This window comes from Celeribacter baekdonensis, from assembly GCF_900102315.1.
In the GTDB taxonomy this organism is placed as follows: Bacteria; Pseudomonadota; Alphaproteobacteria; order Rhodobacterales; family Rhodobacteraceae; genus Celeribacter; species Celeribacter baekdonensis.
The window spans coordinates 133257-148068 of sequence record NZ_FNBL01000009.1; the positions used below are offsets into that span (position 1 = coordinate 133257).

Below are 14812 nucleotides of genomic sequence, written 5' to 3' on the forward strand. Positions count from 1 at the left end.
GTTCGCTCCTAGGTCTTTTTTTGTCTGCCCGGTCACTTGGCTGCGCTCTGTTTGCTCTCTCGTCACTTGAGCAACAAGGCTTTGTAATTGCGGCTGAGCAATATCATGCCGATGGTTCCGATAAAAAGGGCCAAGGCAAAAACGTATAATGGGGACGACGCCGAAGCATCATATGTTGAATAAATTCCGGACCTCAGAATGCCGACAAAGTGACAAATGGGATTGAGCATCAAAACGCCAAGTGTGGGTTGAGAAAAACTTTCCGGTAAGAACAAAACGCCTGAAATGATCAACAAAGGTCGTGTCAAGATGGACCAAATCTGCTCCCACAACGGCACGACCAAGATGATATAGCAATTCAAGATGCCGATCGCCACGCCTAAGGCGATCAACATCGCAACGCCTAAGAAAATCTGTGACCAGTTCACGATCAGCGAAAGATCGAAAATGTTCACGATCAGAATGAACACCAAGGTCATCACCAAGCCCTGGGTGACAAGGTTCAACACCAACCGTGCGATCAGGGCGTCGATAAACGCAATCGCGGGATATTGCAGCAGCGGTTTGGAAAATCGCACCGCGCGTGACAGATCATTTGAAATTGCCATGAACATGCCAAATGGCAAAAAGCCTGATGCATAAAACAGAGGAAAACTCGACCCCAAGGCTGGTTTATGCGCAATCAGAGAAAAGATAAAACTGAGGAATGTAATCCCGGCCACAGGTTCGAAGAACGCCCAAAGATACCCACCCAGCGCGCGCGAATAGCGGGTCTCGACTTCCCTGAGGATAAGGGCAATGACGGTTCGCCCAAATTTGTACTTTCGCCCTTTGGGTCGCTGTGGTGGCACAATGCCACTGGCAAGCCTTTCGGGAGGGAGTTGACGCATTCTTACTCTACTTTGTGGCGATCTAAGTTTACAGGCTGGTCTTAAAGCCATGCATTGGCTAGGTTAAGCATGCTTCACAGCTATCTTCGGGACAGCAGTATAGCAAGCCTTTCAAAGGAGAATACATGTGAATTTGGCGGCACGAGCAAGGCGTAGACGGCGAGCAAATCAGGCGAATGCCGCAGCGGAGGCAAACTCTACGCCTGAGCCAAACATCAAGGAATCCATCGTTCTTGTAGAGACTTTACCAAAAGCGGAGCCTGCTTTTTTACGACCACGTCACTATATCCTCGCCGCCACCTTTGGGGCCTTTGTTATTGTGCCGTCGCTTTTGACCGCCATCTACCTCACAGTGTTTGCGTCTGATCAATATTCCACAACCGTCGGCTTTTCGGTGCGCGCGGAAACGTCGCTTCCGGTGTCTGACCTTGTTGGCTCGCTTATTGGAACGTCCTCCAATGGTGCGCGCGACAGCGATATCCTGTATGAATACATGCGAGGTCATGAAATTGTCTCTTTGATCGATCAGAGACTGGATCTCAAGGAAATCTATTCTCTGCCCAAGCGCGATCCTGTTTTCAGCCTTCATAATGATGCGACCATTGAGGATCTCGCGGACTATTGGTCCAAGATGACGCTCGTGTCCTTTGATGGCAATGCCGGTTTGATTGAGGCCGAAATCCGCAGTTTTCGTGCCGAGGATAGCCTCAACATCGCCCGCGCTGTGCTCGAATTATCCTCTCAGAAAATCAACGAACTGTCCAATATCGCCCGTGAAGACAGCATTCGTTTTGCCCGCGAAACCCTTGATGTGACCACGGAACAGCTGCGAAGCGCACGCACCCGGCTGACGGCATTTCGTGTCGAAAATCAGATGATTGATCCGCAAGCGGCAATTCAGGGCCAAATGGGGCTTTTGAACTCGCTGAATGCGCAATTGGCCGAGGAAATCATCACCAATGACCTCATCCGCCAATCGACAACGCGCGACACGGACCCGCGGATTGAACAGTCGGATCGACGTATCAACATCATCCGCAATCGCATTGAGGATGAGCGCAGCTCTCTTGGCGCGGGTGTTGAAGGCAGCGGACCGCCCTATTCGGAGATCGTTTCGGAATATGAGGGTCTTGTGGTGGATCGGGAATTCGCCGAAGCCCGATACCTTGCGGCCCGTGCCAATTACGATGCGGCTGTGACGGAAGCGGATCGGAAAAGTCGATACCTTGTTGTCTATAGTCCGCCCACACTGGCCGAAACTCCGACCCATCCAAGGCGCTTCCTGATCTTTGCTCTCACCACGCTTTTGCTTGTCGGGGTTTGGTCGCTTGGGGCGATGATTTTTTATTCCATAAAAGATCGACGCTAAACATGATCCGTTTGAAAAACGTCTCGATGTCTTTTCCCTTGGGGCATGCCAGAAAAGTCGTGGCCGACAATCTGACTGTTGAATTTCCCCAAGATCGCTGTGTTGCGCTTTTAGGGCGCAATGGGGCGGGGAAATCGACCCTTTTGCGGATGATCGCCGGCTCGATCCTGCCTCACAGCGGTCAGATTGACATTGACGGAACGGTATCCTGGCCTGTCGGTTTTGCGGGGTCTTTTCATGCCGATCTGACGGGCGCGCAAAATGTGCGGTTCATTGCACGGGTTTATGGGGTTGATACAAAGCAACTTATTGATTTTGTAGAAGACTTCTCCGAACTCGGCGCCCATTTTTATCAACCGATCCGAAGCTACTCTTCCGGTATGCGGGCGCGTTTGGCCTTTGGCGCCTCTATGGGTATCCATTTCGATCACTATTTGATCGACGAAGTGACCTCTGTTGGGGATGCCTCTTTTCGCCGCAAAAGTGAGGCGGTGATCCATGATCGTTTGAAAAATTCCGGCGCTGTGATGGTGTCCCATTCTCTGGGTCTCATCGCATCGCTGTGCAATGCTGCGGCGATTTTAGAAGATGGCAAGCTGACATGGTATGAGGATGTCGAACGCGCCATCCGCGTTCATCGGATGATGCTCAGATAAGCGCGCACTGGGCCACTCACGCTTACGCTTGACGCGAAAAATGCCGCTCGCCGCGCGCTTTCGCCAAAGCAATTTGGTGCTGCCTTTCGCGGAACCGTTCTTTGCGCGCCTCATCCGTTTCGTCCACACATTGATGACAGGACACGCCCTCTTCATACTCTGGCCGCGCTTTGTCTTCGGGTAAAATCGGACGGCGACAGGCGTGGCAAAGCTCATGTGGTCCCTCGGTCAACCCATGTCCAATCGACACACGACCATCAAAGACGAAACACTCACCCTCCCAAAGGCTCTCCTCCTCGGGCATCTCTTCGAGATATTTCAAAATCCCACCCTTGAGGTGATAGACCTCCTCAATCCCCTGACCCAACAGGAAATTGGTCGATTTCTCACAGCGAATGCCGCCGGTGCAAAACATTGCGATGCGTTTGTTGTGAAACCGGTCTTTGTTCTCTTCCCACCATTGCGGGAAGTCGCGAAAGCTCTTGGTTTGCGGATCAATTGCGTTCTTGAACGTGCCGATCCCAAATTCGTAATCGTTACGTGTGTCGATCACTGCCACATCGTCGGCTGAGATCAATTCGTTCCACTCTTTCGGATCGCAATAGTGCCCAACCCGAGCGCGCGGGTCGACATCCGGTTGCCCCATGGTGACGATCTCTTTTTTCAACCGGACCTTCATCCGGCCAAACGGCTGAGCTGAGGCTGTCGAAAGTTTGTACTCAAAATCGGCACAGCCGGGCAGGGCGCGGATATGCGCCACCAAACGGTCAATCGCGGCGGGCGTGGGCCCGGCCACGGTGCCATTGATGCCCTCGCGGGCCAGCAAAAGCGACCCGGTGATGCCGTCCGAGAGGCACAGGTCCAAAAGCGGCCCCCGCAATGCGGACGGGTCATCGAAGCGGGCGAAGTGATAGAGGGCGCAAACTGTAAACATAATGTGTTCGATACTCCCGCCTGTGGGCGCAGGCAAGACCTTGCAAAGCGGTAAAAGCGCGCATCCTTTATACATATCCCGCTATGGCCCCGCCCGCCAGCGCGTCCAACGGGCTCTCGGCTCCGGTGTGATCGTCTCGAAAGAGGGGCATGTGGTCTTAACCTACCATGTGGTTGGCGAGGCCTCCGACATCCGTGTCGTGCTTAATGATCGGCGCGTCTATGGCGCGACTATGAAGACACTGTGGTGCTCGCCGACAAAGATACCTTATCCGCCGTCGCGTAAACCAAGCCGGGGATGCGGCGGATGACATTTGAACGTACCGGGCAAGTGTTGCGTCTGAGAATTCGAAATTAGTCTCTCATCCAGCCCAAAAGACCCTAATTGACGAATCCTCGGCTCACTTGGGCAAACCCGAAACCCACTCACCTCGCCATGACGCTTGCCAAGCCCGGTCAGCGCGCGCTAGGCCTGTGCCAAAGGAGACTCCCATGCGTCCAGCCAACGAAGCCTTGATCGTCATCGACATCCAAAATGACTTTTGCCCCGGTGGTGCGCTGGCCGTGCCCGGCGGCGACGAGATCGTGTCTGAGGTGAACGCTTTGATGGATGAGTTCGCTGCCGTGATCCTGACGCAAGACTGGCATCCAGCCGGGCATTCGTCCTTTGCCAGCACCCATGCGACAGCGCCCTTTAGCACCACCGAGATGCCCTATGGCACCCAAGTGCTTTGGCCGGATCACTGCATTCAGGGCACGGACGGCGCCGCCTTTCATCCGGGGCTGCGACTTGATGGCGACCTGATCATCCGCAAGGGCTACAATCCCGCGATTGACAGCTACTCCGCCTTTTTCGAAAACGATCATGTGACCCCGACCGGGCTTGAAGGGTATCTTAAAACCCGTGGAATAGATACGCTCACGCTGGTCGGTCTGGCGCTTGATTTCTGTGTGAATTTCTCCGCCATCGATGCCGCGCGCCTTGGGTTTAAAGTTGCTGTTCGTACGGATTTATGTCGCGCGATTGACATGGATGGATCGAAAGAAACTGCAATCGACGGGATGAAAACCGCCGGGGTTGAGGTTGTTTAAGCCATGACCCCGAAACTTTTCACCACTCTCAAAACCTATACAAAAGATCAGTTTAGAGCCGATGTCTTTGCTGGTATCACCGTGGCTTTGGTGGCACTGCCTCTGTCCATCGCCATTGCTATCGCCTCAGGTGCGGGACCTGCGGAAGGTATCGTCACCGCCATCATCGCGGGGTTTTTGATTTCCGCGCTGGGCGGTAGCCGTGTTCAGATCGGCGGGCCGACCGGGGCGTTTATCGTGGTGGTTGCCGGGGTGGTGGCGACGTATGGGTATGACGGATTGGTCACCGCGACCTTCATGGCCGGAATTATCCTTTTGGTGGCGGGGGCGTTTCATGCGGGCGGCTTGGTGCGCCATGTGCCCGAAGCGGTGATCAACGGCTTTACCATCGGCATTGCCGTGATCATCGCCACAAGCCAAATCCCCGATCTTTTGGGTCTCAGCGGTGCCATGCCTGCCGATTTCATCGAAAAAATTCCCGCGATCTGGCGCGCTTTGCCTGACATGACCCCGGCGGCTTTTGCCATCGGATTGGCCACGATGGTGTTGATCGTTTTGTTCCGCCGCGCTGCGCCGCGATTGCCGGGGTTGATCGTGGCGGTGGCGATCACCTCCGCCGTTGTTGCGATCTTCGATCTGCCTGTCGCGACGATCCAATCGCGGTTTGGCGATCTGCCACGCAGTCTGCCGATGCCTCAGTTGCCGGATCTTAGCTTTGATCGCGTCCGCGCGCTTTTTTCGTCGGCTGTGATCATCGCCTTTTTGGCAGGCGTCGAGTCGCTTTTGTCCGCCATGGTTGCGGATCGTATGATTGGTGGCAAACACCGATCCAATGCCGAACTTCTCGCGCAGGGGGTGGCCAATCTGGGCTCATCCCTGTTTGGCGGGTTGCCCGCGACAGGGGCCATTGCCCGCACCGCGACCAATGTGCGCGCGGGTGGTAAAACGCCGGTGGCCGGGATCATTCATGCGCTGACCATTCTCACGATTTTGATGCTGGCCGCACCACTTGCGGGTTTTCTTGCCATGCCCGCGTTGTCCGGGCTGTTGCTTTTGACCGCGTGGAACATGTCTGAGCCGCATCGCTGGGGCAGTTATCTCCGCACACCTCGGTCGGATCAGGTGCTTTTGGTGATCACACTTTTGCTTACGGTGCTCACCGACCTGACCCTCGCGATTGGCGTGGGGATCGCGCTTGGGTTGGCGATGAAACTCAGGCGTCGTGGGGACAAACAGGTTGATACGGACGAAGATTGGACGCCGCGCGACCGATAATTACGGGATCACACCGACCCCGGAGAATCCGCATTCATCTGCCGCCTTCAGATAAGCCGCCGAAAACCCGTTGAGTTGAAACGCCGCAACAGGTCGCCCCTGAACCACCAAATCCAGCCGCCCGTTGGCCTGCATCTTTTGTAGCATCCACTGGCTATAGGGTTGGTCATAACTCACCCGCGCGAGTTTATAGCCGTCAGGATCATAGCTTGTGACGGGTGTCGCGGCGGCGGTTTCATAGCTGTCGAAGATGATGTAGCCGGTCATGCCGTCCTGCATTTGCGTGTCATAGCCGCGTGGGGCATATTCTTCGATCACCACGGAAGGGTACACCGTTGGCGGGCCGGCATCATGGCTCATGAACTCAATCGAAATGCGCGCATCGCCATCGCCGCCACTGCTGGCGATACAATAGTGATAGACATCCTCGACGATCCCTGCCGTTCCCACGTTTTCGGAGAATGTAGACACCCGCCACGACCCGTATTCCCAATCATCCTGAGCCTCCAAGGCACCCGCCGCCAAGACCCAAAATACCCCTGCCAAAATCGCCTTCATCATCTGCCTCTTTGTCACAATTCACGCTCTGCCTAACATGCAAATCTTTTCAAATGACGAACAAAACCATGGGTCTGCTTGCCAAACCCCTCTCTGCCCTGCTTTAACCGTTGTGTCATAAGAAGGGGCCTCCTCATGGTCGATATCGCCACCCGCGTCTACAATCACAAATGGAAAATCGACCCGATTGTCCGGTCCTTGATCGACACTGATTTTTACAAACTCCTGATGTGCCAGTCGGTGTTTCGCAACAAACCTGACACTCAGGTCACATTCTCGCTGATCAACCGTTCCAAATCCATCCGCTTGGCGGAGATGGTCGATGAGGGCGAATTGCGCGAACAGTTGGACCATGTCCGCTCCCTCTCCCTGTCCCGCGGTGAAAGCACATGGATGCGCGGCAATACGTTTTACGGCAAACGTCAGATGTTCCGCCCGGATTTCATGGAATGGTTCGAAAACCTGCGCCTTCCGCCCTATCAGCTTGAGAAAAAGGACGGCCAATATGAGCTGACCTTTGAAGGCTCTTGGCCTGAGGTCATGCTCTGGGAAATCCCGGCGCTCTCGATCCTGATGGAATTGCGGTCGCGGGCTGTGCTTGGCCCGATGAAAAAATTTGAACTTCAGGTGCTCTACGCCCGTGGCATGACCAAACTGTGGGAAAAAATCGAACGGCTCAAACCGCTTGAGGGGCTCAAAATCGCCGATTTCGGCACCCGTCGCCGCCATTCCTACCTCTGGCAGGATTGGTGCGTCCAAGCCATGCTCGAAGGTCTCGGCCCCAAATTCACCGGCACTTCGAATTGCCACATCGCGATGAAACGCGACCTCGAAGCGGTCGGCACCAATGCCCATGAGCTTCCCATGGTCTATTCCGCGCTGGCCCAATCCGACGCCGAGCTGCGCCAGGCGCCCTATGAGGTGCTGGCCGATTGGCACGAAGAACACGATGGCAACCTGCGCATCATCCTGCCCGACACTTACGGCACACGCGGCTTTTTGAATGGCGCGCCCGATTGGCTTGCGGGCTGGACCGGCATCCGCATCGACAGCGGCGACCCGGCGTCTGCCGCCGAAGTGGCGATTGACTGGTGGAAAGCGCGCGGCGAAGACCCGACCAAGAAACTGGTGATCTTTTCCGATGGCTTGGACACCGACAAGATCATCGAACTCCACACCCAATTTGCCGGTCGCGTGCGCACATCTTTTGGCTGGGGCACTTTGCTGACCAACGACTTTCGTGGCCTGACCACAGGCGACGCTCTGGCGCCGTTCAGCTTGGTCTGTAAAGCGGTCGAAGCCAACGGCCAGCCGACGGTGAAACTGTCGGACAACCCGAACAAGGCGATGGGGCCGAAAGACGAGGTGGAGCGGTATAAACGGGTGTTTGGGGTTGGCGAGCAGGACGCGGTGGAGGTTGTGGTTTGAATGAGCTGCTAGAACTCAGCTGGCGAACCCAAGTTGTACTCATAGGCGGCTATTTATCATACATCATTGCCTATTCAGGTCGCAGGGAAAGCCACACAACAACAGATGTCCTTGGAATTATTCTATGCTTCGGCGGTATTGGACTAATTTCGATAGGAAGTCTTGAACGACTTTTTGAGCTTTGCTCAGTTGATTGGCTTCGGAGCGACTATGTGCTCGGTAGCCTTGGCGTGATGATGCCAACCATTTCTGCTATCGTTTGGAGGCGTACAATTGCACAGAAAACAAAACGCCTTTTATCATTTCTGACCCAAGATAAAGAGGATGGACTTCCAAGTGCATGGTCAACAATTATTCAAAAAGAAAATCTTGAGTACGCTCAATTAGTGGTGACATTAAAAAACGGCTACTCCTACGAAAGTTACCCACTTGGAGATTTCAACAACTATCCAAACGGCCCATGTGTGTTTGGTTCAGACGGCTCGGTAGGCATGTATATCACATATATCACGCCACTAGATCAGGAAGGCCGCCAAGCCGAGTCATTAATCGACGCCGATGGAATTAGGATCACGTATATTCCGAAGGATCAAATCGCCGAAATTGACTTTAGAAGAAAAGCCCGAGAACGCTAATCAAGAAACTACTTTTTCCCGCCCTTACCGCCGCTGCTTGTCGTATTCGATCCACCTGCGCCAGTAGGCTGAGTTGAGCCCTGCGCTCCACTGCTAGGGCTATAACCATGAATCGGCACTGTTGGCTTAGACGCACCACTGCCCTTAGGGCTTACAGAGTCACCGGTAAAAATTTTTTTCGTCATTCTGGCTGGCCTCCAGTACACTTCGACTTCGAAAGTGAAACAATTATACTTGGTAATGGGAAATTTTGCTAGTCCACCCGCCCCCTCAGCGCCTTCACCTCCCCCCGGACCTTCTTCGCCTTGATCCGCCGCTCGACACTGCCGCGCGTGGGCTTGGTCTTGACCCGGAACTTCGGCTTTTCCGCAGCCTGTTTGATCAGCTCCACCAACCGTTCTCGCACGATTTCGCGGTTGCGGGCTTGGTGGCGGGTTTCGTCGCAGAACATCACCAGAGCGCCGTCTTTGGTCCAGCGTCGCCCCGCCAAGCGCCGCAATCGGTTTTTCACCGGGTCGGACAGCGCGGGGGAGCGCGCCGCTTCGAACCGCAGTTCCACGGCTGTTGAGACCTTGTTCACATTCTGCCCGCCGGGGCCGGAGGCGCGCACGAATTGCTCGGTGATCTCCCAATCGGCAATTTCGATTTTATCGGTGACAAACAGGGGCATGGCGGGGTCCGTGTGAGAGGCGAAAGCGGCAAAACCCAAAGGCCGCCCGCGCGAGGGCAGAGCTTGGGGTTCATTTGGTGACCTCCGCCGGGCCGTTTGTCCATTGCTTTCTCTCGAAAAGATCAAACACGCGCAAGTCGACCTCACGCCAAAGCGAGCGCAGGGGATGCACCTCTTGCGCAGGCCTGTCTCAGGTCCGACGCACGGAGTTGCCGCCTGCAATAATATCCGAGATCAGCCCCGCAACAGCCATATGCATGTCATGATCGGCGTCTCCGACAACGCTTGCATGTCTATGCGCCTCGGCTGCGTCTTTCAAAATGCCCATGATTTCACTTTCAGGCAAAACATGAGCGTCATTGAGCGCCAAAAGCAGGGCTTCGCAAATCGAAAGGGCCGCTTTTCCAGAGTATGTGTTAGGGTCTGACATGATGGGGCCTTTCACGGGTGTTGCCAGCTCAGGAGGTCCCGCCGGCTTATGATGCAGGGTTTCAAACAAACCGAAAGAGCAGGCTGACTTCGATCAGTCATCAGCACAGTTTCCATGATAACGCTTCATTTGAGTGAGAGGGCGGATGAGCAACGTGCAAAACACAGCTTTGATAAACAAACTTGGGGCCTTTGTTGCATTGTCAGGGCCGGAACTGTCGGTTCTGGACAGCTTGCAAAAACGTCAGCGCAGCTTTGTTCCCGGGCGTGATCTGGTCCACCAAGGTCAATCCGGGCAGGTGGCCTATATCCTGCGTTCAGGGTGGGCCTGTTCCTATAAAATCTTGCAGGACGGCCAAAGGCAGATCGTCGATTTTCAGATTCCGGGGGACTTTCTGGGTCTGCGCAGCGTTCTCTTACATATCTCGGATCATAGTATCGAACCCGTCACCGATATCGTGGTCAGCGAAGTGATGCTGAAGGATTTGTTGAGTGCTTTCCAAAAGGCCCCGCGTTTGGCGACCGCCGTTTTATGGGCTGCTTCGCGTGATGAGGCGATGGTGGTCGAGCATCTGGTCAACATCGGACGCCGCAACGCCACCGAGCGGATGGCGCATTTCCTTTTGGAACTCGGCGCGCGGCTGGCTCTTGTGGGAGTGGGCAGCAGGAAAGGCTACACCTGTCCGCTGTCGCAATATCTTCTGGCCGATGCGCTTGGGCTAAGTGCGGTGCATGTCAACCGGGTGCTGCGCCATCTGCGCGAATTGGGATTGGTGACGTTTCGGGACGGGGTGGTGGTCTTTGGGGATTATGAGGCTCTGATCGCCTTTGCTCAATTCGACCCGACCTATCTGGATCAACGCGGTCCGCTGCTCACGTAGCGGTGCAGGCGGAGTGGTTCTTATTAAAGGCGCCCCAGCACCATCAACACGACCACTACAATCAAAATCGTTCCAAGCACACCGACCCCGGTGTGGCCAAAGCCATAGCCATAGCCGCCAAAACGACCGCTGAACCCACCCAGCAGGCCAATGATCAGAAGAAGGATAAGGATGGATCCAAGTGACATGAGGTCTATCTCCGAATGTGTACGCGCCGTCTATGACGGCTATTGGTCGTTGTTGGGTCGCCGTGGTTTTTACGGTCTTCAAGCACAAAAGGCACATGAGAGAACGAATACGAAGGGGAAGCGCACTCCCATATGTCTTTTGCTTACTCAAAACAGGGCAAAGGTTCACCCATACACGGCGAACTCATGTGAGTATGACACTGCCGTCATCGGCCCACACTGATACAGGTTGGTCCGTCCCGGTGAATCCTGATGTCGTAAAATGAAATGTTGCCTGCCGGGGAGGAATGTCCGTCGTCAAATAAAATGAGGTTTCAGACGGGTTTGAGCATTGGAGGCTCAGGTTCGTTTGTGTGATTGATGATGTGGCTTGTTTTTGAGGATGGAATGGCGCGTTTTTGAGGAGGGAATGGCGCGCCGCGGATGTGTTTCATTTTCTGCCCTTCCAGCCACGCCGCTAAATCGCCGGAGATGTGACAGGACCCGTTGTCACTGAGCAGACGCGACTTGTGGCGCACAACGGCCTGGTCGCAATCGGATCCCGTCAGTGCCCGCTCGATCGTGGGTAGCTGCCAATCCAAATCGACACTGGTGCACTAGACCTGCGTTGTTACGCCGATTTCCCCGTCCTGAATAGCCGGACCGGCCCCTTGCCGCCACGCTCGATCACACCCTTGGCTTCAAGGTCGAGTTGCACGGCCTTCAGCCACCACCCGGCTTTCTCGCCATCCGGGAACAGGTCTTGTGGCAGGTTTGGCAGCAGGGCAACCTTCGCCTCGGAAACAGTCATGCCGGGGGCTTCGGCCGGCAGCACCGGCAGGAGGGCGTCACGCATGGCCATGTATTTGGCCCGGTTCACCCGCACGACTCGCCCCGGTGACGTGATGCTTTCGATTTCGATCTTTTCATTGAGGTCAGGCATTGATCTCTCCCGTTGTTGGGCTCTTCGGGGTGCGAAACCCCATGGCGACCCAGGCCCCAAAGAGCTTAGCGAAAAAAACCAGACTCTGTTTCTTTGCGTTTGGGATGTCGTTGGGCAGGCTCACACTGTCTGGCAAATCGGAGGCCATCGTGCGCATCGTGGGCGGCGGCATCGTTTTCTCCGGCCACAGCCCACCATAAAGGCTCAGCCAATGCCCGCCTTTAAATTCCAGATACACCGGCGTGTTGCAGCATGACGCGATGACCCGCCTGGTCGAATGTTCGGGCGACAGGCGGAATGATTTGAGGCCCTCGCGGCCAGCAAGAAAGTGCACGCGGTCCTTTCGGTACATGACGAAGGGGGTTGTGCCGTAATCCGTGAGGGTTTGGGGGGCGTCCGCAAGGGTCTGCATCCGGTCCCCCGCTGTGCGGCAGGAGGTGCAGCAACATTCGACACTGGCGATGGGTTTGCCTTCAACCGCAAGGCGGGTCTGACCGCAGGCGCATCCGATCTGTGTTGTCTCACCCATGAGATGGCTCCTTCGCGGCGGCCGCATCGAGTGCTGCGATATCGATCTTGCCCATCTGCATCATGGCGTCGCTTACGCGGCTCCCCACCGCAGGATCGTCACTGGCCAGAAGGTCGGGCAGCCGCTTTGGTACGATCTGCCAAGAGACGCCAAAGCGATCCACCACCCAACCGCAATGCCCCGGCTCCCCACCGTTCTTGGTCAACGCATCCCAAAGCCGGTCCGTTTCGTCCTGATCTTCGGTCAGGATGCTGATCGACGCGGCAGGGGTCAATTTGTAGTGCGGTCCAGCCGTCAGGATCATCATCGGCGCACCGGCCAAAGTGAACTCGACAACCATCGGATCATCAGGCCGGCCATTCTCACGCACGGCCTCAATCCGGCTGTTCGGGACAAGAGACACGTATTCACGGGCCGCTTTGACGCCGCCCTTGTCAAACCAGAAGCAAGTCCGCACCTTGGCTGCATGTTCCATTTTCAATTCTCCCTTTCTGTCGTGGATGGTGGCTTGGTTTCGATGCCAAAAAGTTGGCAGACATAGCGGATCAGGTGATCGACACTCTCGCGGGCGAGGTCCGGGTTTCCAGTCGCCTTGGCGAGGATAAAGCCGCCCTGAAGAACAGCTTGGGTGTGTCGGGCGAGGCTTTCGACGGTCCAGTCCGCGTCGATCCCGCGCTGCTCTCTGGCCGCCTTGATATCCGCCTCCAATGTGGCGGCGTGACCAAAGATGCTTTTCGCGCAGGCATCCCGGATCGTAGGGGCGGAGTCGTGGACTTCCTGCGTCATGGTGCCGACAAGGCAGGTATATTCGTAAGTCTCCCCGCCAATGAGAGCACGGCGAAAATCAAGGTAGGCCAGCACGCGGTCCAGCGGATCGTCCGGCGCGTGATACGGCGCTTTAGCGAACAGGGCACTGGTCGTCTCGGCCCAATAGTTTGCAGCCGCCACTCCAAGCGCATCCTTCGTCTTGAAATGATGGAAAAACGCGCCCTTCGTGACCCCCGCTGATTGGCAAAGGTCATCAACGGACGTCGCCGCGAAACCCTTTTGGCGGATGACATCGCGGGCGGCGTCCAGAAGGCGGGTGCGCGCATCACCGCGCTCGGGGGATTTTTTGGTCGGTCTCGTCATGGTTGATATACATACCATACGGTTGGTATGTTGTGAAGGGAAAAATAGAGAGCAAGGAGCGTGAACCCTGCCGACGGTCTATGTTCGCATATGGATGGACTAACCACTTCACGGCATTGGCGCTCTTGGCTGACGGTGTGCAATGCCACTAACGGAGTGCGTTTTGCGATCTTCTGACCTGTTTGATGATTGGGCCTTCTCAATCATCAGACAGGAAGTTCCCATGACAGAGAAGAGAACAACCCCGCTGCGTCAGCGGATGATAGAAGACATGGACATTCGCGGGCTGCACAAGACACAAAGGTTCGGGATGCACTGCCTGCTGCCATCACACGGAGCGCCCGGAACCAATTCGCTGTCCAAGGGCAACGACACCAGTGCTGCGCAGTCGCAATCGGACCTCGGTTTTCGTGAATCGGTACATCCGCGTGGCGGGAGCGGATAAGGTGTTTTCCCTCTGGTGGCGGTAAAACCATGCCAAGGCGTAACGACACCCGAAGGGCAAATCGTGACGCAAAAGGGCAAATTGCCTATCATCAAGGTTTGAGCGGTGACCCATAGTTTTGCCTCTGTGGGGCGTGAAAACACCGGAAATCGTCCCTTTTCGTATAGCAATTATTGCAAAATGTTTGCCTCTGCTGACGAATGCTTTTGCCCCCAGCACAGCCACTGCGCGGATCTCAGCTATACCTCACCCGCCAGCGCCAAGACCTCGATAGCCCATCCAAAGGATCTTTCGTCGCGGCTAGGCAATATTTGGGCTCATCCCCTGTTGTGGTTGGAATAAGAAAACGCGCTTCTGAGATTTCGGCGACAAGCGTCTCTGATGCTCCTTGAAAGCCAGATGAGTTCGCTTGCCACGCAGGAAAGGGAGATCAAAACGGCCCTGACCGGATGAGGTGGGTGGCTCCTGCTCCACCGGCATCGAATGTGCCAAAGTGCAGTTATCAATGACTGCTAGGAAAGGAGCCACCCAATGACAGTTAAGACAGTAGGCCTTGATCTGGCCAAGGATGTTTTTCAGGTTCACGGCATTTCGGAGAATGGTCGGGTCATCTTCAATAGGGCCATAAAGCGGGCGAAGCTGCTTGCCTTCTTTGAGACGCTGCCGCCCTGTTTGGTCGGCATGGAGGCGTGTGGATCGTCCCACCATTGGGGTCGCCAGCTGCGCAAATTGGGACACGAGGTGAAACTCATGCCCGCCGGATACGTCAAACCCTACGTGA

Annotated in this window: 18 protein-coding genes and 2 pseudogenes; 9 read left to right on the forward strand and 11 right to left on the reverse strand. The window is 55.5% G+C overall.

Features of this window, described 5'->3' with window-relative positions; translation table 11 throughout:
* Positions 1-62: 62 nt before the first annotated feature.
* Positions 63-890, reverse strand: a complete 828-nt coding sequence (locus BLT54_RS15230) for an ABC transporter permease (protein ID WP_074646146.1) — start codon at positions 888-890, stop codon at positions 63-65.
* Between the two features lie 319 nt (positions 891-1209).
* Between BLT54_RS15230 and BLT54_RS15235 the strand changes: the two genes are divergently transcribed.
* Together BLT54_RS15235 and BLT54_RS15240 are read left to right on the forward strand one after the other, a co-directional pair.
* Positions 1210-2259 (forward strand): KpsE/RkpR family capsule polysaccharide export protein, encoded by a 1050-nt coding sequence (locus BLT54_RS15235; protein WP_083351848.1) that lies wholly within the window; start codon positions 1210-1212, stop codon positions 2257-2259.
* Between the two features lie 2 nt (positions 2260-2261).
* Positions 2262-2915, forward strand: coding sequence for an ABC transporter ATP-binding protein (locus BLT54_RS15240; protein WP_074646147.1), 654 nt, complete (start codon positions 2262-2264; stop codon positions 2913-2915).
* A 22-nt stretch (positions 2916-2937) separates the two neighbouring features.
* Here BLT54_RS15240 and trhO read toward each other — a convergent pair whose 3' ends face one another.
* Positions 2938-3849: an oxygen-dependent tRNA uridine(34) hydroxylase TrhO gene (gene trhO, locus BLT54_RS15245; protein WP_074646148.1), complete on the reverse strand. Its 912-nt coding sequence runs from the start codon at positions 3847-3849 to the stop codon at positions 2938-2940.
* A gap of 491 nt (positions 3850-4340) precedes the next feature.
* Here trhO and pncA point away from each other — a divergent pair, with 491 nt between their 5' ends.
* A complete protein-coding gene (pncA, locus tag BLT54_RS15250) occupies positions 4341-4940 on the forward strand; it encodes a bifunctional nicotinamidase/pyrazinamidase (protein ID WP_143026840.1) in 600 nt (199 codons plus the stop codon).
* A gap of 3 nt (positions 4941-4943) precedes the next feature.
* Positions 4944-6215: a SulP family inorganic anion transporter gene (locus BLT54_RS15255; protein WP_074646150.1), complete on the forward strand. Its 1272-nt coding sequence runs from the start codon at positions 4944-4946 to the stop codon at positions 6213-6215.
* Here the strand turns inward: BLT54_RS15255 and BLT54_RS15260 are convergent, their stop codons facing one another.
* Entirely contained in the window at positions 6216-6776 is a 561-nt protein-coding gene (locus BLT54_RS15260; protein ID WP_143026841.1) for a hypothetical protein, read from the reverse strand.
* A 132-nt stretch (positions 6777-6908) separates the two neighbouring features.
* Here BLT54_RS15260 and pncB point away from each other — a divergent pair, with 132 nt between their 5' ends.
* Both pncB and BLT54_RS22240 read left to right on the forward strand, forming a co-directional pair.
* Complete coding sequence (pncB, locus tag BLT54_RS15265; protein WP_074646152.1) at positions 6909-8201, forward strand: nicotinate phosphoribosyltransferase; 1293 nt, start codon at positions 6909-6911, stop codon at positions 8199-8201.
* Positions 8198-8836, forward strand: coding sequence for a hypothetical protein (locus BLT54_RS22240; RefSeq protein ID WP_143026842.1), 639 nt, complete (start codon positions 8198-8200; stop codon positions 8834-8836). The genes pncB and BLT54_RS22240 overlap by 4 nt, the downstream gene beginning before the upstream one ends.
* Positions 8837-9089: 253 nt before the next feature.
* Here the strand turns inward: BLT54_RS22240 and arfB are convergent, their stop codons facing one another.
* Positions 9090-9506: an alternative ribosome rescue aminoacyl-tRNA hydrolase ArfB gene (gene arfB / locus BLT54_RS15270; protein ID WP_074646179.1), complete on the reverse strand. Its 417-nt coding sequence runs from the start codon at positions 9504-9506 to the stop codon at positions 9090-9092.
* Between the two features lie 190 nt (positions 9507-9696).
* The gene (locus BLT54_RS15275; RefSeq protein WP_074646153.1) at positions 9697-9936 is read right to left on the reverse strand and encodes a hypothetical protein; all 240 of its coding nucleotides are present in this window, start codon (positions 9934-9936) and stop codon (positions 9697-9699) included.
* Positions 9937-10081: 145 nt separating this feature from the next.
* On the opposite strand from BLT54_RS15275, the gene BLT54_RS15280 reads away from it, so the two are divergent.
* Positions 10082-10816 (forward strand): Crp/Fnr family transcriptional regulator, encoded by a 735-nt coding sequence (locus BLT54_RS15280; protein ID WP_074646154.1) that lies wholly within the window; start codon positions 10082-10084, stop codon positions 10814-10816.
* Positions 10817-10839: 23 nt separating this feature from the next.
* On the opposite strand, the gene BLT54_RS15285 is transcribed toward BLT54_RS15280, so the two are convergent.
* From BLT54_RS15285 to BLT54_RS15310, 6 genes and pseudogenes are all read right to left on the reverse strand, one after another.
* Entirely contained in the window at positions 10840-11004 is a 165-nt protein-coding gene (locus BLT54_RS15285) for a DUF3309 family protein (protein ID WP_074646155.1), read from the reverse strand.
* Between the two features lie 398 nt (positions 11005-11402).
* A pseudogene (locus BLT54_RS22815) lies at positions 11403-11567 on the reverse strand (IS3 family transposase); the annotation flags it as partial.
* A 47-nt stretch (positions 11568-11614) separates the two neighbouring features.
* Positions 11615-11926, reverse strand: a complete 312-nt coding sequence (locus tag BLT54_RS15295) for a DUF6958 family protein (RefSeq protein WP_074646156.1) — start codon at positions 11924-11926, stop codon at positions 11615-11617.
* On the reverse strand, positions 11919-12455 hold the full coding sequence (locus BLT54_RS15300) for a GFA family protein (protein ID WP_143026843.1): 537 nt from the start codon (positions 12453-12455) through the stop codon (positions 11919-11921). Before BLT54_RS15300 ends, BLT54_RS15295 begins: the two co-directional genes overlap by 8 nt.
* A complete protein-coding gene (locus tag BLT54_RS15305; RefSeq protein WP_074646158.1) occupies positions 12448-12930 on the reverse strand; it encodes a VOC family protein in 483 nt (160 codons plus the stop codon). Before BLT54_RS15305 ends, BLT54_RS15300 begins: the two co-directional genes overlap by 8 nt.
* Before the next feature lie 2 nt (positions 12931-12932).
* Positions 12933-13586, reverse strand: coding sequence for a TetR/AcrR family transcriptional regulator (locus tag BLT54_RS15310; protein WP_074646159.1), 654 nt, complete (start codon positions 13584-13586; stop codon positions 12933-12935).
* Positions 13587-13809: 223 nt separating this feature from the next.
* On the opposite strand from BLT54_RS15310, the gene BLT54_RS22750 reads away from it, so the two are divergent.
* Both BLT54_RS22750 and BLT54_RS15320 read left to right on the forward strand, forming a co-directional pair.
* Positions 13810-14031 carry a hypothetical protein gene (locus tag BLT54_RS22750; protein ID WP_218129392.1) on the forward strand — a complete coding sequence of 74 codons (222 nt, stop codon included), beginning with the start codon at positions 13810-13812 and terminating at the stop codon, positions 14029-14031.
* Positions 14032-14562: 531 nt separating this feature from the next.
* A pseudogene (locus BLT54_RS15320) lies at positions 14563-14812 on the forward strand (IS110 family transposase); the annotation flags it as partial.